An 18,800-nucleotide genomic window follows, 5' to 3' on the forward strand; every position below is an offset into this window, starting at 1 on the left:
TGTCGAGCAAACTGATCAGACTGCGGCGGCCGGGCGCTGGCCCAGCTGGATGAACACGATGATGAGCGCCGCCAGCGTGGCCGGCACCGCCAGGATGGCGATCACCGCACCGAAGCCCCAACCCATGGACAGCAGCACGCCGCCGGCAAACGAGCCCAGGATGCTGCCGAAGCGACCCACGCCCAGCATCCACGACACCCCGGTGGCCCGCACCACGGTCGGGTAGCAGGAAGGGGCGAAGGCGTTCAGGCCGGTCTGCGCACCGCTCATGCAAAAGCCCGCCAGCAACACATAGGCCGCGAACATGCCTGACTGCACGCTGCCCGACGCCAGCAGCAGGATGAACACCGCGCCCGAGATGTAGGCCGCCGCGATGGCACGACTGGGCGACCAGCGGTCCATGAGGTAGCCTACCACCAGCGCGCCGACGGTGCCGCCGAGCTGGAACAGGGCGGTGATGCTGGCGGCCTTCTCGATGGGCAGGCCGGCGTCCTTGATCAGGGTGGGCAGCCAGCCGGACAGCAGATAGATCACCAGCAGGCCCATGAAGTAGGTACCCCACAGCGACAGTGTGGTCTTGCGATAATGATCCGAGAGCAGCACCTTGCCCGGCTGGGTGCTCTTGACCTGCGGTTCGCTCACGCAGAAGCTCTGGCCGGCGGCGAACTCACCGCCGCAGACACGCGCCAGGGTGCGGGCGATGCGATCAGCGGGGTAGTTGCGGACCACCATGAAGCGCGCCGACTCCGGCACCAGCCACAGGTAGAAGGGCAGGCACACCAGCGGGATGGCGCCGCCCACCATGAGTACGGTGCGCCAGCCATGGTCGGGCAGCAAGGCCGCCGCCAGGAAGCCGACCAGGGCCGAACCCAGGTTGAAGCCGGTGAACATGATCGCCAGCAAGGTGCTGCGCGAGCGCTCCGGGACGTATTCCGAGAGCAGGGTGGTGGCATTGGGCATGGCCGCACCCAGACCCAGTCCGGTCAGGAAGCGCAGCGCCGACAGCGTCACCACATCCTGCGCGGCGGCACAGGCCAGGCTGCACACGCCGAACCAGGCCACCGCCGTCATCAACAGCTTCTTGCGGCCGTAGCGGTCCGACAGCGGACCCACCAGCAGCGCGCCGATGGCCAGGCCAATGGGCGCGGCACTCATGACCACACCGAAGGCGGCTCGCGAGATGCCCCATTCCTTGGTGATGCCCGGGGCCAGGAACCCCATGATGGCCACGTCCATGCCGTCGGTGGCCACGATCAGGAAGCAAAGCACCAGCAAGAGCCATTGGTAGCCGGACATCTTGCGTGCATTGATGTGCGAACGCACGTCCAGCGATTGTGCTGTATTCATTAAGTCTCCGTCGTAATGTCAAATTATTGGAAAGTGCCGGTTTATGGTTACGCGGCTGGAATGAGGCGGGTCGAAGCGCAACAAGCCTGCCTCGACATGGCAAGCAGTGTACGGCCGGGCGTTTGTACGAGTATTGCTTTCGGCTACCTGAGCGTTGCCATTTGCTAATCGCGGTGGATTACCACGGAATCAGCGCCAGGCTGCCGCCACTGCCTCGATCTCCTGTTGCAGAGCGCGTGAGCCGGGAGAGAGGTGGGTGCCACGGCGTTGCATCAGTCCGATCTGGCGCTGCATGCCTTGCATGGTCAGGGGCAGGGTGGTCAGCTGGCCGGTGGCGATTTCATGGTGCAGCTGCTTGGCCGAGATCACGGTGAGCATGTCGCTGCCCACCAGCAGGCCGCGCAGCAGCGCCAGGTCGCCGGTTTCCACGGCCGGGCGCGGGGCCGGCCAGTGGCTGTCGCGGAAGAATTGCTCGATGGAATCGCGCAGCGGCGTGCCGGCCCGCGACAACACCCAGGGATAGCCGTCCAGGTCGGCCAGGGCCAGTTTCCGGCGCTGCGCCAGCGGATGGCCGGCGCGGGCGATCAGGGCGGCGCTGTCGTCCACCAGTGCGCGCATGTCGAAGGTATCGGTGGAGAAGGCGCGCAGGGCGCCGACGATGAAGTCGATGCGCCCGCTCATGAGGCCGGCCGCCAGCTCTTCATAGGGGCTCTCCAGCGAGCGGATCTGCAGGCGCGGATGGCGCGCCAGCACCCGCGTGAGCGCGGTGGGCAAGAGTTGCGAGCGCGCCAGCGGCAGCGCGCCGATGGTTACCGTGCCTTGCACGATACCGTCCAGGGCGGCGATATCTGCGGGGATGTGGCGCAGCTCGGCCAGGGCCCGGCCGAAGCGCTCAGTCCAGCGGCGTCCGGCGTCGGTGGGCAGCATGCCATGGGCGGTGCGGAAGAACAGCGGTTGTCCCAGGATGCCCTCCAGCAGTGCCAGCGACTGGCTCACCGCCGAAGGCGAGACGTCCATCAGGCGCGCCACGCTGGGCATGTGGTGGGTCTCGGCCAGCAGGGCAGCGGCCTGCAGGCGGCGTTCATTGAAGAGTGCATCCAGGTTGGCCACCTGGCTGCCGGTGCGTTCGCGCAGGCGCAGGGCGTCGTCGCGCACCTCGCGCAGCTCCGCCTCGATGCGCTCCACCCGCAGTCGCACGGCCTCGCCGGCGGCGGTGAGCAGCATGCCGCGACCACGCCGCTCGAACAGTTGCGTCTCCAGGCTCTGCTCCAGCGCGGCCACCGACCGCGCCACCGCCGATGAAGCGCGCAGCAGCGTATCGGAAGAACGGCGCACGCCGCCAGTGGTGGCGACGACGTTGAAGACATGCAGGTGGCGCAGGTTGAGCAAGGACATGGTGGTGGACCGGCGGTTTGCCGGTTTCTGAACCCGATTAGAAAATTAGAACAGAGGAAGGCCCACAACGCAACCAAGGCCGGCCCTCGCTCACGCATACTCGGCGCCATCATTTTCAGAGGTAAAGAGCGTGCCGACCACCGACAGCCCGGATTTCCTGCCCCTTGCCTGCACCCTGATGCGGGGTGGCACCTCGCGCGGTCCCTTCTTCGTGGCCAGCGACCTGCCGGCCGATGTGGCCGCACGCGACCGCGTGCTGCTGGCGGCTCTGGGCTCGCCCGACCGGCGCCAGATCGATGGCCTGGGCGGCGCCCATCCGCTGACTAGCAAGGCCGGCATCGTCAGCCGCAGCAGTGTGCCGGGGGTGGATCTGGATTTCCTTTTTGCCCAGCTGCAGCCGGACTCCGACCGGGTCGATACCACGCCCAATTGCGGCAACATGCTGGCCGCCGTGCTGCCCTTCGCCATCGAGCGCGGGCTGGTGACGGCCGGTGAACAGACCACCACCGCCCGCGTACTCACGCTCAACACCGGCATGCAATGCGATATCACCATGCAGACCCCGGGCGGGCGCCTGCGTTATAACGGCGACACCCGCATCGATGGCGTGCCAGGCAGTGCCGCGCCGGTCAGCATCAGCTTCCTCGAAACGGCGGGCTCGGTCTGTCCGGAACTCTTGCCCAGCGGCAGCGTACTGGACCGCGTGCGCTTCAATGGCGGCGATGGCGTGGCCCATGAGATTGCCGCCACCCTGATCGACAACGGCATGCCCATGGTGTTGGTGCGCGCCCACGACCTTGGCCTGCGCGGCGACGAGAGCGTGGCCACCCTCAACGCCGACGGCATGTTGAAGGAGAAGCTGGAGGCTCTGCGTCTGGCCTGCGGCCCGCTGATGGGGCTGGGCGATGTGGCCACTAGGAACTACCCCAAGATGTGCCTGCTCTCCGCGCCCCGGGAGGGCGGCAGCATTGCCACCCGCTGCTTCATCCCGCATGTCTGCCACGACGCTATCGGCGTGCTGGCAGCCGTTACCGTGGCGACCGCCTGCGTGCTGGAGGGCTCGGCGGCGCAGGGCCTGGCCCGTACCGCAGGCGGCTTGCACCCTACCGTATCGGTGGAGCATCCCAGCGGTGAATTCAGCGTGGCGCTGGAGCTAGATGCCCGCGACCCGCAACAGATCCTGCGCGCCGCGCTGCTGCGCACGGCGCGTCCCATCATGCGCGGGGACGTCATGATCCCCGCCCACCTCTTCAACGAAACGGACTGAGTCACCATGCGAGAGAGCCTCATCATCGATTGCCACGGCCACTACACCACCGCCCCCAAGGCACTGGAAGACTGGCGCAAGCGGCAGATCGCCAACCTGAAGACGCCTGAGCTCGGCCCCAAGGTGGCAGAACTGAAGATCAGCGACGACGAACTGCGCGACTCCATCGAGACCAATCAGTTGCGGCTGATGAAGGAGCGCGGCGCGGACCTGACCATCTTTTCGCCGCGTGCATCCTTCATGGCGCATCACATCGGCGACCTCAACACCAGCCAGACCTGGGCGGCGCTCTGCAACGAGCTGTGCTACCGCGTCTCGCAACTGTTCCCCGACCACTTCATCGGCGCGGCCATGCTGCCGCAGTCGCCAGGCGCCGATATCCGTACGTCCATCGCGGAGATGGAAAAGTGCGTGAAGGAGTATGGCTTTGTCGGCATCAACCTCAATCCCGATCCCTCGGGTGGTCACTGGACCTCGCCGCCGCTGTCGGACCGCAGCTGGTATCCCCTCTACGAAAAGATGGTGGAGCTGGACGTGCCAGCTATGATCCATGTGAGCACCAGCTGCAATGCCTGCTTCCACACCACCGGCTCGCACTACCTCAATGCCGATACCACGGCCTTCATGCAGTGCCTGACGTCGGATCTGTTTACGGATTTCCCGACGTTGAAGTTCCTGATCCCGCACGGCGGCGGCGCGGTGCCGTATCACTGGGGTCGCTTCCGTGGGCTGGCGCAGGAGCTGAAGAAGCCACTGCTCAAGGACCATCTGCTGAACAACATCTTCTTCGATACCTGCGTCTACCACCAGCCCGGCATCGATCTGCTGACCCGGGTGATCCCGGTGGAGAACGTGCTGTTCGCCTCCGAGATGATCGGCGCGGTACGTGGTATCGACCCCGAGACCGGCCACTACTACGACGACACCAAACGCTACATTGAGGCCGCGAACCTGAGCGCCGCAGAGCGCCATCAGATCTACGAAGGCAATGCCCGCCGCGTCTTCCCGCGCCTGGATGCCGCCCTGACACAGAAAGGACTGTAAGCATGAGTACACCGATGATGAATCAACTGGGCGTGGTCAAGCGCCATATCGTGCGCGCCGATGCTGGTGCGGCAGAGCAACTGGGTCGCTACGGTGTGGCCACCGTGCATGAGGCCCAGGGCCGCACCGGGCTGCTCAAGCCTTACATGCGCCCGATCTATGCGGGGGCATCGGTCTCGGGTACTGCCGTGACGGTACTGCTGCACCCGGGCGACAACTGGATGATGCATGTGGTGGCCGAGCAGATCCAGCCCGGCGACATCGTGGTGGCGGCGGTGACCGCCGAGTGCACCGATGGCTACTTCGGCGACCTGCTGGCCACCAGTTTCATGGCGCGCGGGGCGAAGGCCCTGATCATCGACGCAGGCGTGCGCGACGTGAAGGTACTGAAGGAAATGGGCTTCCCCGTCTGGAGCCGCGCGATCAGTGCCAAGGGCACCATCAAGGCCACGCTGGGCTCGGTCAATATTCCGGTGATCTGTGCCGGTGCGCTGGTCAACCCCGGTGACGTGATCGTGGCCGATGACGATGGCGTGGTCGCCGTGCCGGCCGCCGATGCCGTGCGCGTGGCGCAGGTGGCCCAGCAGCGCGAAGCCCTGGAAGGGCAGAAGCGTGCCCAGCTCGCTGCCGGCGTGCTGGGACTGGACATGTACAAGATGCGCGGCCCGCTGGAGGCGGCCGGGCTCAGGTATATCGACTAAGGCAGAACCGACCAGAGGAGGAGACCACAACAGACAGAAAACCGACTGCCATCGATCGGACAGTCAGGCAAGACAAAAACAAGAGCAAGAACGCGCGCAAGCGGCCGAAGAGCCGTAGCACCGGGTCGTAACCCGTAACACACAGCGGAGCCGGCACATCAAGCCAGCCCCATCGCCAATCCAAGGAGAAGGAAGACACCATGCAAACCGCATCCCACCCGGCCACGCTCACAACGGCCACCCCCTCGTCAGGCTGGAAAGACCGCGCTACGCTGGTCAAGGCCGGCATCATCGGCGGCCTCACCGGCGGCATCATCATCTGGATCTATGAAGCGCTGGTCTGGGTCGGCGCGCAGCACATGATGCCGCTGGCAGGCATCCCGCGCAACGCCACCGGCCTGGTGTTCGGCCGCGAGGTACAGGAGTCGCTGGGGCTGCTGGCCTACTTCGTGGGGACCGGCATCCACTTCTTCTTCACCCTGGTATGGGGCATCCTGTTCGCGGCGCTCTGGCCGCATTTCCGCCGTCGCGGCTACGAGGCAAGCTTCGTGGCGCTGTTCTATGCGGTGGTGGCGTGGATCCTGATGCACGTGGCCATCATGATCGCCTCCGACAACCATCCCAACTACTACGACCCGGCCGTGATCATCGGCGGCTTCATGTCGCACCTGTTCTTTACCGTGCCGCTGGCCCTGATTGTCAAGAAACACTTCGAACGACAGGCCTGAGTTTTCCCGTCCGCCTCTGCGACGCCTGCCGCCCGCTCTTGTGTGGGCGGCAGGGAGCCGTGCGCGCCCATGCGGGCTACCTTGGCCGCATCCACAACACCAACAACACCGATTTACCCACAGGAGGAGAATCCCCCATGCAGTTCAAGAACCCCACCCGATTGCTGCCGGCAGCCTTGCTGCTGGCAGCCAGCCCCGTTGTCCTGGCCCAGAGCTCGGTGACCATCTATGGCGTGATGGACGTCTATACGGCCTACCAGAAGAGTACCGTGGGCGGCAAGGATACCTCGCTCTGGGCCATGGGCAACAATGGCGAGATGACCAGCCGCATAGGCTTCAAGGGCAGCGAAGACCTGGGTGGCGGATATCGCGCCACCTTCAATCTGGAGACCGGTTTCGATTCCAGTACCGGCGCGCTGCAGAACAGCTATCGCCTGTTTGACCGCCAGTCCTGGGTAGGCCTGGGTGGCGGCTTCGGCGAGGTGCGCGTGGGCCGGCAGAACAGTGTCATGTTCCTCTACTCGGGCAACATGGATGCCTTCGGCGCGGCCACCTACGGCTCGGCCTACAACAACTTCGCCAACTGGCTGGCGCGGGTGGATAACGATATCAGCTACATCTCGCCGAAATTTGCCAACTCCAACCTGGAACTGCATTACTCGGTAGGAGAACGTGTCGGCAGCACGCCCTCCAATGCGGTCTACCAGATCGGCGCGCAGACCCAGCAGGGGCCGCTCTATGTGGGGAGTGCCTTCCTGAACGCCAACAACGGCACCAATACCAATAGCGTCAAGCAGTTCATGTTGGGGGGCAACTACGACTACGGAAACGGCAAGGTCTATCTGGCCTTCTTCCGCACCAATGAAGTGATCTCGGCCACTACCGGCAATGTCTTTACCAATCCGGCCGGCAAGTACGACCCGAGCGGCAACGTGGTCGGCAATACGCCGGGCAACTATCACAACACCTATAGTCTCTCGGCCGACTACCGCCTCAACGCCCGGACCACCATCGGCGCCGGTGGCGGTTATGTCAAGGACAGTTCCAGCTACAACAACAACGCGCGCCAGTTCAGCCTGATCGTGAATTATGACCTCTCCAAGCGCACCCGCCTGTATGCCGTGGCCTCGCGCCTGATCAACCAGAACACGGCGGCCTACAAGATGACCGGCGCCAGTTATACCGCTGGCCAGGCCCTGGTGCCGGATGCGGGTGCCAGCGAGACTGGCGTGCAGCTGGGCATTCGCCACACCTTCTGACGGGTCCTGCAGGCTGCTTCAGTGGGGGGCGTAGGCGGCCAGGAAGGTCTCTACCGCCCGCCCGACCATGCGTTTGATGCGGGGCTTCGAGATGGAGGTCTCCAGCCCCAGCATCATCGGCCTGACCGTCTCGCAATCCAGCAGGGCGCATAGCTGCAGCGTCGCCAGCATGGGGTCGGCCTGCTTCAGGCGGCCGGCCGCCATCTGTTTCTGCATGAAGGCCGCAATGCGCTGCATGCCCAGCTTCGGGCCGTCTTCATGGAAGCGCCGGCCAATGTCGCTGCGACCGGCTTCTGCCAGGATCATGCGCTGCGTCTGCAAGGTGCTCTCCTGGCACAGGAAACTGACCGCCTTTTCTCCAAACACGCGCAAAGTGGCCTCCAGGTCTTCCGTTTCCTGGTCCAGCGTCTCCAGCGCCGGTTCTATCTGCTTCTTCGCGACGGCGTGCGTCACCGCCACGAAGAGCTCTTCCTTCGATTTGAAATAGGCATACAGCGTGCCCTTGGAGCCGCCGATGCGCGCCGAGATCTCGGCCATCGACGCCCCTTCAAAGCCCGATTCCTTGAATACGTCAGCCGCCGCCGCCAGGATGGCGTCGCGCTTTTCCTCCGTCTTTACCCGCATTTGCAAATTCCCCCGTTGTAATGTCGTTGACATCTCTTTTTCGTACACATGTGTTCAGTATTGCTTGACTCGCCGAATGGTGTCAACCAATAATACCGTACAGTTCGGTATGGTTATAAATCATTCTTCCCTTTCGGAGAGTTCCTCATGCGCACTTCCCCCATCGTAAAACCCTTCACCGTGCTGGCGATCATCAGTGTGCTCAGTGCCTGCGGCAAGCCGCCGGGCGGTGCACCGCCAGCCGCCGGCACGCCGGTGCTGGGGGTGATGACTGTACATGCCCAGCCGGTGGAGTTGCAGACCGAGCTGCCGGGGCGTACCTCGCCCTACCAGATCGCCGACGTGCGGCCGCAGGTCAATGGCATCATCAAGGCGCGCAATTTCCGGGAGGGCAGCGACGTCAAGTCCGGCCAGGTCTTGTACCAGATCAATCCGGCCAGCTACCAGGCCGCGTATGACAGCAGCGTGGCCGCGCTGGCCAAGGCCGAGGCCTCGGTCCGCACGGCGCGTCTGAAGGCCAGTCGCTACAAGGAGCTGATGGCCATCAAGGCGGTCAGTCAGCAGGATTACGATGACGCGGTGGCTTCGCTGGGCGAAGCCGAGGCCGATGTCGGTTCGGCGCGCGCCAACGTGCAGACCAGCCGCATCAATCTGGACTATGCCAAGGTCGATGCCCCGATCTCGGGCCGCATCGGCAAGTCCAGCGTGACGGCGGGGGCGCTGGTGACGGCCAGCCAGACCACGGCGCTGACCACCATCCAGCAGCTTGATCCCATCTATGTCGATGTCACCCAGTCCAGCACCGCCTGGCTGAACCTGAAGGAAGCCCTGACCAACGGCGAGCTGCAGAAGTCCGGCAATGGCGCCAAGGTACGGCTGATTCTGGAAAACGGCCGTACCTACGCCCAGGAAGGGACGCTGCAATTCTCGGATGTGACCGTCAACCAGGACACTGGCGCCATCACCTTGCGCGCGGTGTTCCCCAATCCGGGTACGGTCCTGCTGCCAGGCATGTATGTGCGTGCGGTGTTGCAGGAGGGGGTACGCCAGCAGGGCCTGCTGGTGCCGCAGCAGGCGGTCAGTCGCGACGGTGCCGGCAAGCCGCAGGCGCTGGTGGTCAATGCCCAGGGCGTGGTGGAGCTGCGAGCACTGGTGACCGACCGCGCCATCGGTGACCAATGGCTGGTCAGCAGCGGTCTCAAGGAAGGCGATCAACTGGTGGTCGATGGCGTGCAGCGGGCCACCCCCGGTGCCAAGGTGAAGGTGGTGCCGTGGTCGCCCAAGACCGCCGTGGCCAGCGCCACTGCACCCAACTGAGAAACGAGGACACATCATGGCTCGCTTCTTCATTGACCGCCCCATCTTCGCCTGGGTACTCGCCATCATCGTCATGCTGGCCGGCGCCGTCTCGGTGCTGACCCTGCCGATTGCGCAGTACCCGGCCATCGCGCCTCCTGCCATCGCCATTACGGCCAACTATCCCGGCGCCTCGGCCAAGACGCTGGAAGACACCGTGACCCAGATCATCGAACAGAAGATGAAGGGTCTGGATCGTCTGAGCTACATGGCCTCCACCAGCGAGTCCTCCGGCACCGTGACCATCACGCTGACCTTCGAGAACGGCACCAACCCGGACACCGCCCAGGTGCAGGTACAGAACAAGCTGTCGCTGGCCACGCCCTTGCTGCCCTCCGAAGTGCAGCAGCAGGGCATCACGGTGACCAAGTCCGCCACCAACTTCCTCAATGTGCTGGCCTTCACCTCCGAAGACGGCAGCATGAGCGGCTCGGACCTGTCGGACTATGTAGCGGCCAACATCCAGGACGCCCTCAGCCGGGTCGACGGCGTGGGGGACACCACCTTGTTCGGCTCACAGTATGCGATGCGGATCTGGCTCGATCCCAACAAGCTCAACAGCTACGGGCTCACCCCGCTGGATGTGAAGAATGCCATCCAGGCGCAGAACGTGCAGGTGTCTTCTGGCCAGCTGGGCGGTCTGCCGGCTGCCGAGAACCAGCAGATCAACGCCACCATCACCGCCCAGACCCGCCTGCGTACGGCCGAGCAGTTCCAGAACATCGTGCTGCGCACCCTCACCGATGGCGCCCGGGTCAAGTTGCGTGACGTGGCCCGCATCGAACTCGGGAGCGAGAGCTATACCTCGGTGGGGCGTTACAACGGCAAGCCGGCGGCCGGCCTGGCCATCAAGCTGGCCACCGGCGCCAATGCGCTCGATACGGTCAAGGCCATCGACGCCCGGGTGGCCCAGCTGGAAAAGTTCTTCCCTGCCGGGATGAAGGTGCAGAAGCCCTATGACACCACGCCCTTCGTGCGTATCTCCATCGAGGAAGTGGTGCGCACCCTGATCGAAGCCGTGGTGCTGGTGTTCCTGGTGATGTACCTGTTCCTGCAGAATTTCCGTGCCACGCTGATCCCCACCATCGCCGTGCCGGTGGTGCTGCTGGGGACCTTCGGTGTGCTGGCCGCGTTCGGTTTCACCATCAACACCCTGACCATGTTTGCGATGGTGCTGGCCATCGGTCTGTTGGTGGACGATGCCATCGTGGTGGTGGAAAACGTCGAGCGGGTGATGTCCGAGGAGGGCTTGCCGCCCAAGGAGGCGACCCGCAAGTCGATGGGCCAGATCACCGGTGCGCTGGTGGGCGTGGCCTTGGTGCTGGCCGCGGTGTTCGTGCCGATGGCCTTCTTTAGTGGCTCGACCGGCGTGATCTATCGCCAGTTCTCCATCACCATCGTCTCGGCCATGACACTGTCCGTGCTGGTGGCCATCGTGCTTACTCCGGCCCTGTGCGCGACCTTGCTCAAGCCGGCCGCCAAAGGCCATGCGCTGGCCACCAGCGGCTTCTTCGGCTGGTTCAACCGCCAGTTCGATCGCGGCAACCATCGTTACCAGGGCATCGTGCGTCACATGCTGGCGCGCGGCTGGCGTTACATGGCTGGCTACGCCGTGCTGCTGGCGCTGGTCGTGACGGGCTTCATGAAGCTGCCGGTGGGCTTCCTGCCCGATGAGGATCAGGGAACGCTGTTCGCCATCCTGCAATTGCCCTCCGGTGCGACCAAGGCGCGCACCGACGAAGTCATCCGTCAGGTCGAGCAGCATTTCCTGGTGGACCAGAAGGATGCGGTCTCGGGTGTCTTTGCGGTCTCCGGTTTCAGCTTCGCGGGCAGCGGCCAGAACATGGGCTTTGCCTTCATCAAGCTCAAGCCATGGGATGAGCGCAAGGGGCCAGGACTGTCCGTGACCGATGTGGCCGCCAAGGCCGGCGCCGCGTTTGCCGGCATGCGCGACGCCAAGGTGTTCGCCTTCGCGCCGCCGGCGGTGTCCGAACTGGGTAATGCGACCGGTTTCGACCTGATGTTGAAGGACGAGGCCAACCTCGGCCATGCGGCGCTGATGCAGGCACGCAACCAGCTGCTGGCCACCTTGGCGCAGGACAAGCGACTGGTCGCGGTGCGCCCCAACGGGCTGGAGGATACGCCCGAGTTCCGCCTGCAGGTCGATACCGACAAGGCCGGTGCGTTGGGCGTGGCGATGTCGGACATCAATGACACCATCGCCACGGCCTGGGGCAGCAGCTATGTCAACGACTTCATCGACAAGGGCCGGGTCAAGAAGGTGATGCTGCAGGGCGATGCGCAATACCGCATGCTGCCCTCGGACATCGACCGCTGGTATGTACGCAACAGCGCCGGCACCATGGTCCCGTTCAGCGCCTTCTCCACGGCCAGCTGGACTTCCGGTTCGCCGCGTCTGGAACGCTACAACGGCGTGCCATCCATGGAAATACTGGGGATGGCCCTGCCGGGGGCAGCCTCCAGCGGCCAGGCCATGGCCATCGTCGAGGCGGCACTGGCCAAGATGCCGCCCGGCATCGGCTACGAGTGGACCGGCCTGTCGCTGCAAGAGAAGGCATCCAGTGGCAAGACCGGCATCCTCTATGCGATCTCGATCCTGATCGTGTTCCTGGCGCTGGCGGCGCTCTACGAGAGCTGGGCGGTGCCTTTCTCGGTGATCCTGGTGGTGCCGCTGGGGGTGTTCGGCGCGCTGCTGGGCGCCATCCTGACCTGGAAGATGAACGATGTCTATTTCCAGGTCGGCCTGTTGACCACCATCGGCCTCGCCTGCAAGAACGCCATCCTGATCGTGGAGTTTGCCAAGGACCTGTACGAGAGCGGCAAGGACCTGGTCGAGGCCACCCTGGAAGCGGTACGCATGCGCCTGCGGCCGATCCTGATGACCTCGATGGCCTTCATCCTGGGCGTGCTGCCGCTGGTGCTGGGCAGTGGCGCCGGTGCCGGCGCACAGCATGCGCTGGGTACGGCCGTGATCGGGGGCATGCTCTCCGGCACGGTACTGGCGATCTTCTTCGTGCCGCTGTTCTTCGTGATCATCATGAAGCTGTTCGCCCGCAAGCCTTCCCCCGCATCGCAGGCCCAGGCCGCGATTTCTCCGGAGCACTGACATGACACCTTCCCTGACCCCGGGCACCGCACGTCCTTTCCGCTTGCTGATGACGCCTTTGCTGGTGGCCATGCTGCTGGGCGGCTGCACCCTGATGCCGGACTACCAGCGGCCGGCAGCACCGGTGGCCGCGCACTTCTCGGGTGATACCGGCGGGGCCGCCACCGCCACCACCACCGCCGTGGCCGATATCGGCTGGCGTGACGTCTTCACCGATCCCGCGTTGCAAGAGGTGATCGCACTGGCCCTGGCCAACAACCGTGACCTGCGCGTGGCGGTGCTCAATATCGAAAAGGCCCGTGCGCAATATGGTGTGGAGCGGGCGGCGCTGTTCCCGACCATCAATGCCGCCACCAGCGAATCGGCCAGCCGCACGCCAGCCGATCTTTCCGCTACCGGCCGCGCGCTGACGGCGCGCAGCTATACCGCCACGCTGGGCTTCAGTGCCTATGAGCTGGACCTGTTCGGACGCGTGCGCAGCCTCAAGGAGCAGGCGCTGCAATCTTTCCTGTCCACCGCCGAAGCGCGCCGCAGTACCCAGATCAGCCTGATCGCCGAAGTCGCCACGGCCTGGCTGACACTGGCGTCCGACCAGGACCGGCTGCGCCTGGCCAGGGACACGCTGTCCAGCCAGAGCAGCAGCTATGCGCTCACGCAGCGCAGTGCCGAACTGGGCTCGGCCTCGGCGTTGACCTTGCGCCAGGCGCAGACCAGTGTGGAGAGTGCGCGGGTCGACATGGAAAGCTACACCGCCCAGGTCGATCAGGACCGTAATGCCCTGGTGCTGCTGGTCGGCAAGGACCTGCCGCAACGCCTGCTGCCCAATGGCTTGCCGGATACGGCACTGGCCGCCGCCAGTCCTCTGGCGACCATCCCGCCGGGGCTGCCCTCCGAACTGTTGCAGCGGCGGGCCGACATCGTCGAAGCCGAGCGCAACCTGCGTGCGGCCAATGCCAATATCGGCGCTGCGCGCGCGGCCTTCTATCCCAGCATCAGCCTGACTGCCGACGCCGGCACCGCCAGCGCGCGCCTGGCAGGGCTGTTCAAGGGCGGTTCGGGTTCCTGGAGTTTCGTGCCGCAGATTTCGTTGCCGATCTTCGATGGGGGCGCCAACCAGGCCAACCTCGACATCGCCACCGTCAGCCGCGATATCAGCGTGGCGCAATACGAGAAAGCCATCCAGACTGCGTTCCAGGAAGTCTCCGACGCCCTGGCCCAGCGCAATACCCTGGGTCGCCAGCTGCAGGCCCAGGAAGCGCTGGTAGAAGCCAGCGGGGAGGCGTATCGGCTCTCGCAGGCGCGCTTCAACAGCGGGGTGGATAGCTACCTGACCTTGCTGGATTCACAGCGCACGCTGTATTCGGCGCAGAAGACCCTGATCGGCACGCAGCTATCGCGCTGGACCAACCTGGTGACCTTCTACAAGACCCTGGGCGGCGGCTGGATAGAGCGCACAGGAACGCCGGTGACCGGCGACCTTGCCACCGCTGCGCCATGACCTCGCGTGCCGACCGGACCCGCGCCATCCTGCTCGACGCCGCGCTGGCGGCGTTCGCCCGGCGCGGCGTACGGGCCACCACGCTGGAACACGTAGCCGCCAGCGCGGCCTTCACCCGCGGGGCGGTGTACTGGCACTTTCCCGACAAGACGGCGTTGGTCAAGGCGGTCTTCGAAGACATGGTCTGGCCTTTCGACATCGGCGGCGAGCTGGCGGTCTATCGCCAGAGCGACCAGCCGCTGCTCCTGCTGCGCGAGGTGCTGTGGCTGAAGATGCTGGATTGCCTGCGTGATGTCCGCCAGCGGCGGCGCATGGAAGTCGTGTTGCGTTATCGCGGCACGCCCGAATTGCCCGAGGAACTGGGTGACCGTCTGGAAATCCTGAGCCTGCGGGCGCTGGATCACCTCACTTCAGTGCTCAATATCGCCTACGAGAGGGGCGAGCTGCGGCGCGGATTGACGCCCATCGATGTGGCGCATTGCCTGGTGGCGGCCTGCATGGGCGTCGTCGCCGAGCACATGGAAGATCCTCAGGCACGCCTGGAGCGCTCCTTCCATCTGGCGCCGCTGCTGGTGCTGCAAGGTGCCAGTGCCCTGGAGCCGGAAGAAGCCTAGGCTACCGGCCAGGAAGCGGCATGCGGGGTGCTGGCACGCGCAATCAGGGTATTGAGGAAGGCCCGGGCCGCATCGGGCAGAGTGCGTCCGGCCAGGGACTGGATTTCCAGTTGCAGGGTGTTCATGTCCTTGTCTCGGATCGGTCGTGCCACCAGTTGTCCCTCGCGCACCAGCCTGCGGATGGGCAGCGCCGCCGAGAAGCCGATGCCATTGCCCGACATCACGAAGCACAGCAGGGCGCTGATGGAATCGGCCGCCATGGTCGGTTCCAGCAGCACGTTGCGACGGCTGCAGCAGGCGTCGATCAGACGGCGCATGGTGATGTTCTTCTGCGGCATGGCCAGCGGGTAGGGCGCCAGTTCCGAGAGCGTGACCTGGCGCCGATGGGCCAGTTCGTGGTCTGGTCGCATCACCGCCATGATCGGCGCGCGCTGGGCGAACTCGACCTTGATGTCGGGGTCCGGTGCCATGGTGAAGGTCAGGCCCAGATCGACCGCGCCTTCGCGGATCTGCTGCGCCACATGCACCGCATTGCCCACCGTCAGCTGGAAGCGTATGCCCTTGTGCTGGCGGCAGAAATGTTCGATGGCGGCCGGCACGAACTCCAGCGCAAAACCCTCGGTGGTGGCCAGCTTGACCTCGCCGCGCCGCAATCCCTTCAGGGCCGCCAGTTCATTGCCGATGCGGTCGGCCTCCAGCTGCATGCGCAAGGCATGTGCGGCCAGCAATTCGCCGGCGGCATTGGGGCGCATGCCGCGTGAAACGCGCTCGAACAGGGGCGTGTCCAGCTCCGCCTCCAGCCGTGCAATCTGGCGGCTGATGGCCGAGGAGGCGACATTGAGCGTGTTGGCGGCCTCGGTGATGGAGCCGCGCCGCACGACTTCGAGGAAGTAGCGCACCGCAGTCTCCTGCAACACGCGGGTATGGATGATGGACATGCCACGATTGTAGATCGGTTTGCCGATTCGGCAATCAGTTATTCGAAAACTTGTACTTGTGGCAAACCATGGGCCGGCTTAGGATGAATCCACGAATCGACGGCGTGCGACCGTCGTCATGCCGGAAGGGAATGCTTCATGGATACTGCGGTAACGAAGGGCAAGTACAAATACCTGGTGCTGGTCTTGCTGTATCTGGGCTGGTGCGTCTCCTACATCGACCGGGCGGCGATCACCTTCGCAGCCACCCAGATCGCCAGTGAGTTCCAGCTGAAGCCGGCCGAACTGGGCGTGCTGCTGTCGAGTTTCTTCCTCGGTTATTCATTGCTGCAACTGCCGGGCGGCTGGCTGGCCGACCGCTTTGGTTCGCGCCCGGTCATCGTCATCTCCATCCTGCTGTGGTCTGTCTTCACGGGCGTGACCGGCATGGCCTGGTCCATCACCAGCCTGGTGGTGATCCGCTTCGTGTTCGGCATGGGCGAGGGGGCCTTCCCGGCGGCCAGCGTGAAGGGTGTGGCCGAACATTTCACCCGCGAGGAACGGCCCAAGATGTCTTCGCTGCTGATGTCGTCCAACTATGTGGGCAGCATGCTGGCGCCGCTGCTGATTGCGCCGCTGATCCTGCATTTCGGCTGGCGCGCGGTGTTCCATACCATCGGCATCGCCGGTCTGGTGTTTGCGCTGGTGTACTGGTTCTGCGTGCGTCCGGTGCGCCATGGCGTGGCGGGCAGCAAGGCCATCAACAAGGCCGCCTTCAAGGCGCTGCTGCAGATGCCGCTGATGTGGCAGATCGTGGCGGTGTGGTTTGGCCTGTCCATCATCAACAAGGGCCTGGACAGCTGGATGCCGACCTACCTGATGACCGTGCGCGGCCTGAACCTGAAGGCGGTCGGCCTGCTGCTGCCCTTGCCCTACATCATGGCCGGCCTGTCTACCGCCATCGGCGGCTGGGTGATGGTGCGCTTCTTCGACGGCCGCGAGAAGATCCTGCTGATCGCCAGTTCCCTGCTGACGGCGGTGTTCGTCTATTGCATGTACACCGCGGCCACGGTCGAGGGTGTGATCGCCTGGCAATGCCTGGCCTACTTCTTCAAGTCCTTCGTGCTGGCCACCTGCATCGCGCTGCCGACCAAGATGCTGCAGGCGCAACTGGTGGGCAGCGGCGTGGGCATGGTCAATCTGGGTGGTCAACTGGCCGGCTTCATCTCGCCGCTGGTGATCGGCTTCCTGGTCAGCGCCTTCGCCAACTATGACTACGCCTTCGGCTTCCTGATCGCGGCGGCCCTGTTCTCGGTGCTGGTGAGCCTGTTCATCCGCACCACCAAGACCGCCGGCCAGATGCAGCCGGCCTGAACCAAACCAAGGGAAAAGCATGCAAGAAAACATCGTCGAAAAAAGCGCGGTCGAACTGCGCCGGCTGATCGGCAGCCGGCAATTGTCCCCGGTCGAATTGCTGGAAGCCTGCATCGCCCGCATCGAGACCATCAATCCGCACATCAATGCGGTCACGGCCACCTGCTTCGAGCGCGCCCGCGTCGAAGCACGCGCCGCCGAGCAGGCCGTCATGGCCGGCCTGCCGCTGGGCCTGCTGCACGGTCTGCCGATCGGTATCAAGGACCTGGAGGAGACTGCAGGCCTGTTGACCACCTACGGTTCGCCGCTCTATCGCGGCAATGTGCCGGAGCGCGATAACGCACTGGTGGCACGCCTGCGTGCAGCCGGGGCGATCGTCGCCGGCAAGACCAACGTGCCGGAGATGGGGGCCGGTGCCAACAGTCGCAATACGGTGTGGGGCGCCACCGGCAACCCCTTCAATCCGCTGTTGAATGCCGGTGGTTCCTCAGGCGGTTCGGCGGCGGCGCTGGCGACCGATCTGCTGCCGCTGTGCTCGGGTTCGGATACCGGTGGCTCGCTGCGCATTCCGGCGGCCAAGTGCGGTGTGGTGGGCTTCCGTCCCTCGCCGGGACTGGTGCCGAGCGAGCGCAAGACCCTGGGCTGGACGCCGATCTCGGTGGTCGGTCCCATGGGCCGTGACGTGGCCGATACGGTCCTGCAACTGCGCGCTACCATCGGTCTGCATGCCAGCGATCCGCTGGGCTATGCGGTCAGCGATAGCGAATTCGCAGCCTTGCCGGAGATCGACCTGGCGCAATTGCGGATCGGCTACACCGAGGACTTCGGCGTGTGCGCGGTCGATGACGGCATCCGCCAGGTATTCCGCGACAAGATCGCCGCCATCGCCGGTCTGGTGAAGGTGTGCGAGCCGGTGCAGGTGGACATGGGCGAAGCGCATCGCGCCTTCGACGTGATCCGGGCCGAGGCCTTCGTGGCCGGCTTCGAGGCCGCCTACCGGCGCGACCCGTCCTCGCTGGGACCCAATACCCGCGCCAACTACGAGATGGGCGCGGCCATGAGCCTGTCCGACTGCGCCTGGGCGCAGGGCGAGCAGACCCGTATCTTCCGGCGCTTCCAGCAGCTCTACGAGCGCTACGACCTGATCGTCTCACCGACCACGCCGGTGTCGCCCTTCCCGTGGAGCGAGCTGTACCTGAAGGAGGTCAATGGCGTCGCCCTGGAAAACTATTACCGCTGGCTGGCCCTGACCTACGTGGTCACGCTGGCGACCAATCCCTCGATCTCGCTACCGTGCGGACGCGACCATCGCGGCATGCCCTTCGGCTTGCAGGTCACCGGCCCGTTCCGGGGCGATGCGCGCCTGCTGGGCTGTGCGGCGGCGCTGGAGCAGGCCTTCGACGGCGACGTCGCGCTGCGCCGGCCACGTCCCGATATCGCCCAACTGAAGACGGTGCAGGCGCCGCTGAAGTCCATCGTCACGCATCCGCCTATCTTCGAGGGGCAGGCAGCCGGCGCGGCGGGTGGCCCTGCCGTTTGAGCTGCAGTG

General features: G+C 65.0%; 15 protein-coding genes. 11 read left to right on the forward strand and 4 right to left on the reverse strand.

Translation table 11 applies throughout. From position 1 onward, the window contains the following. Positions 1 to 15 precede the first annotated feature (15 nt). Both HBH1_RS00930 and HBH1_RS00935 read right to left on the reverse strand, forming a co-directional pair. Positions 16 to 1,347 carry an MFS transporter gene (locus tag HBH1_RS00930; protein WP_077237757.1) on the reverse strand — a complete coding sequence of 444 codons (1,332 nt, stop codon included), beginning with the start codon at positions 1,345 to 1,347 and terminating at the stop codon, positions 16 to 18. A gap of 189 nt (positions 1,348 to 1,536) precedes the next feature. Then, on the reverse strand, positions 1,537 to 2,742 hold the full coding sequence (locus tag HBH1_RS00935; RefSeq protein ID WP_102661230.1) for a LysR family transcriptional regulator: 1,206 nt from the start codon (positions 2,740 to 2,742) through the stop codon (positions 1,537 to 1,539). 178 nt (positions 2,743 to 2,920) lie between these two features. Here HBH1_RS00935 and HBH1_RS00940 point away from each other — a divergent pair, with 178 nt between their 5' ends. The 5 genes from HBH1_RS00940 to HBH1_RS00960 all read left to right on the forward strand — a co-directional run bounded on the left by HBH1_RS00940 (position 2,921) and on the right by HBH1_RS00960 (position 7,741). After that, entirely contained in the window at positions 2,921 to 4,009 is a 1,089-nt protein-coding gene (locus HBH1_RS00940) for a 4-oxalomesaconate tautomerase (protein WP_102661551.1), read from the forward strand. A 6-nt stretch (positions 4,010 to 4,015) separates the two neighbouring features. After that, a complete protein-coding gene (locus HBH1_RS00945) occupies positions 4,016 to 5,053 on the forward strand; it encodes an amidohydrolase family protein (RefSeq protein ID WP_102661231.1) in 1,038 nt (345 codons plus the stop codon). A gap of 17 nt (positions 5,054 to 5,070) precedes the next feature. After that, entirely contained in the window at positions 5,071 to 5,754 is a 684-nt protein-coding gene (gene ligK / locus HBH1_RS00950) for a 4-carboxy-4-hydroxy-2-oxoadipate aldolase/oxaloacetate decarboxylase (RefSeq protein ID WP_102661552.1), read from the forward strand. A gap of 200 nt (positions 5,755 to 5,954) precedes the next feature. Then, a complete protein-coding gene (locus tag HBH1_RS00955; RefSeq protein ID WP_102661232.1) occupies positions 5,955 to 6,482 on the forward strand; it encodes a hypothetical protein in 528 nt (175 codons plus the stop codon). 137 nt (positions 6,483 to 6,619) lie between these two features. Next, positions 6,620 to 7,741 (forward strand): porin, encoded by a 1,122-nt coding sequence (locus tag HBH1_RS00960; RefSeq protein WP_102661233.1) that lies wholly within the window; start codon positions 6,620 to 6,622, stop codon positions 7,739 to 7,741. A gap of 18 nt (positions 7,742 to 7,759) precedes the next feature. Here the strand turns inward: HBH1_RS00960 and HBH1_RS00965 are convergent, their stop codons facing one another. After that, positions 7,760 to 8,365: a TetR/AcrR family transcriptional regulator gene (locus HBH1_RS00965; RefSeq protein WP_102661234.1), complete on the reverse strand. Its 606-nt coding sequence runs from the start codon at positions 8,363 to 8,365 to the stop codon at positions 7,760 to 7,762. A 147-nt stretch (positions 8,366 to 8,512) separates the two neighbouring features. On the opposite strand from HBH1_RS00965, the gene HBH1_RS00970 reads away from it, so the two are divergent. Genes HBH1_RS00970 through HBH1_RS00985 form a run of 4 tightly spaced genes read left to right on the forward strand, consistent with a single transcriptional unit; the run spans position 8,513 to position 14,960 of the window. Beyond that, a complete protein-coding gene (locus HBH1_RS00970) occupies positions 8,513 to 9,682 on the forward strand; it encodes an efflux RND transporter periplasmic adaptor subunit (protein WP_102661235.1) in 1,170 nt (389 codons plus the stop codon). Positions 9,683 to 9,698: 16 nt separating this feature from the next. Beyond that, positions 9,699 to 12,848, forward strand: coding sequence for an efflux RND transporter permease subunit (locus tag HBH1_RS00975; protein WP_102661236.1), 3,150 nt, complete (start codon positions 9,699 to 9,701; stop codon positions 12,846 to 12,848). A gap of 1 nt (position 12,849) precedes the next feature. Then, positions 12,850 to 14,346, forward strand: a complete 1,497-nt coding sequence (adeC, locus tag HBH1_RS00980; protein ID WP_102661237.1) for an AdeC/AdeK/OprM family multidrug efflux complex outer membrane factor — start codon at positions 12,850 to 12,852, stop codon at positions 14,344 to 14,346. Next, complete coding sequence (locus tag HBH1_RS00985; protein ID WP_102661238.1) at positions 14,343 to 14,960, forward strand: TetR/AcrR family transcriptional regulator; 618 nt, start codon at positions 14,343 to 14,345, stop codon at positions 14,958 to 14,960. Before adeC ends, HBH1_RS00985 begins: the two co-directional genes overlap by 4 nt. Here HBH1_RS00985 and HBH1_RS00990 read toward each other — a convergent pair. Further along, complete coding sequence (locus tag HBH1_RS00990) at positions 14,957 to 15,898, reverse strand: LysR family transcriptional regulator (RefSeq protein WP_102661239.1); 942 nt, start codon at positions 15,896 to 15,898, stop codon at positions 14,957 to 14,959. The genes HBH1_RS00985 and HBH1_RS00990 overlap by 4 nt on opposite strands. Before the next feature lie 138 nt (positions 15,899 to 16,036). Here HBH1_RS00990 and HBH1_RS00995 point away from each other — a divergent pair, with 138 nt between their 5' ends. Together HBH1_RS00995 and HBH1_RS01000 are read left to right on the forward strand one after the other, a co-directional pair. Then, complete coding sequence (locus HBH1_RS00995; protein ID WP_102661240.1) at positions 16,037 to 17,251, forward strand: MFS transporter; 1,215 nt, start codon at positions 16,037 to 16,039, stop codon at positions 17,249 to 17,251. A gap of 19 nt (positions 17,252 to 17,270) precedes the next feature. Beyond that, a complete protein-coding gene (locus HBH1_RS01000; RefSeq protein WP_102661241.1) occupies positions 17,271 to 18,791 on the forward strand; it encodes an amidase in 1,521 nt (506 codons plus the stop codon). Positions 18,792 to 18,800 lie beyond the last annotated feature (9 nt).

The organism is Herbaspirillum sp. BH-1, assembly GCF_002870055.1.
Classification (GTDB): Bacteria; Pseudomonadota; Gammaproteobacteria; order Burkholderiales; family Burkholderiaceae_D; genus Herbaspirillum; species Herbaspirillum frisingense.

Coding starts and splice junctions, on each gene's coding strand:
- HBH1_RS00930 (WP_077237757.1), bottom strand. CDS start 1,347: ATGAATACAGCACAATCGCTGGACGTGCGTTCGCACATCAATGCACGC.
- HBH1_RS00935 (WP_102661230.1), bottom strand. CDS start 2,742: ATGTCCTTGCTCAACCTGCGCCACCTGCATGTCTTCAACGTCGTCGCC.
- HBH1_RS00940 (WP_102661551.1), top strand. CDS start 2,921: ATGCGGGGTGGCACCTCGCGCGGTCCCTTCTTCGTGGCCAGCGACCTG.
- HBH1_RS00945 (WP_102661231.1), top strand. CDS start 4,016: ATGCGAGAGAGCCTCATCATCGATTGCCACGGCCACTACACCACCGCC.
- ligK (WP_102661552.1), top strand. CDS start 5,071: ATGAATCAACTGGGCGTGGTCAAGCGCCATATCGTGCGCGCCGATGCT.
- HBH1_RS00955 (WP_102661232.1), top strand. CDS start 5,955: ATGCAAACCGCATCCCACCCGGCCACGCTCACAACGGCCACCCCCTCG.
- HBH1_RS00960 (WP_102661233.1), top strand. CDS start 6,620: ATGCAGTTCAAGAACCCCACCCGATTGCTGCCGGCAGCCTTGCTGCTG.
- HBH1_RS00965 (WP_102661234.1), bottom strand. CDS start 8,365: ATGCGGGTAAAGACGGAGGAAAAGCGCGACGCCATCCTGGCGGCGGCG.
- HBH1_RS00970 (WP_102661235.1), top strand. CDS start 8,513: ATGCGCACTTCCCCCATCGTAAAACCCTTCACCGTGCTGGCGATCATC.
- HBH1_RS00975 (WP_102661236.1), top strand. CDS start 9,699: ATGGCTCGCTTCTTCATTGACCGCCCCATCTTCGCCTGGGTACTCGCC.
- adeC (WP_102661237.1), top strand. CDS start 12,850: ATGACACCTTCCCTGACCCCGGGCACCGCACGTCCTTTCCGCTTGCTG.
- HBH1_RS00985 (WP_102661238.1), top strand. CDS start 14,343: ATGACCTCGCGTGCCGACCGGACCCGCGCCATCCTGCTCGACGCCGCG.
- HBH1_RS00990 (WP_102661239.1), bottom strand. CDS start 15,898: ATGTCCATCATCCATACCCGCGTGTTGCAGGAGACTGCGGTGCGCTAC.
- HBH1_RS00995 (WP_102661240.1), top strand. CDS start 16,037: ATGGATACTGCGGTAACGAAGGGCAAGTACAAATACCTGGTGCTGGTC.
- HBH1_RS01000 (WP_102661241.1), top strand. CDS start 17,271: ATGCAAGAAAACATCGTCGAAAAAAGCGCGGTCGAACTGCGCCGGCTG.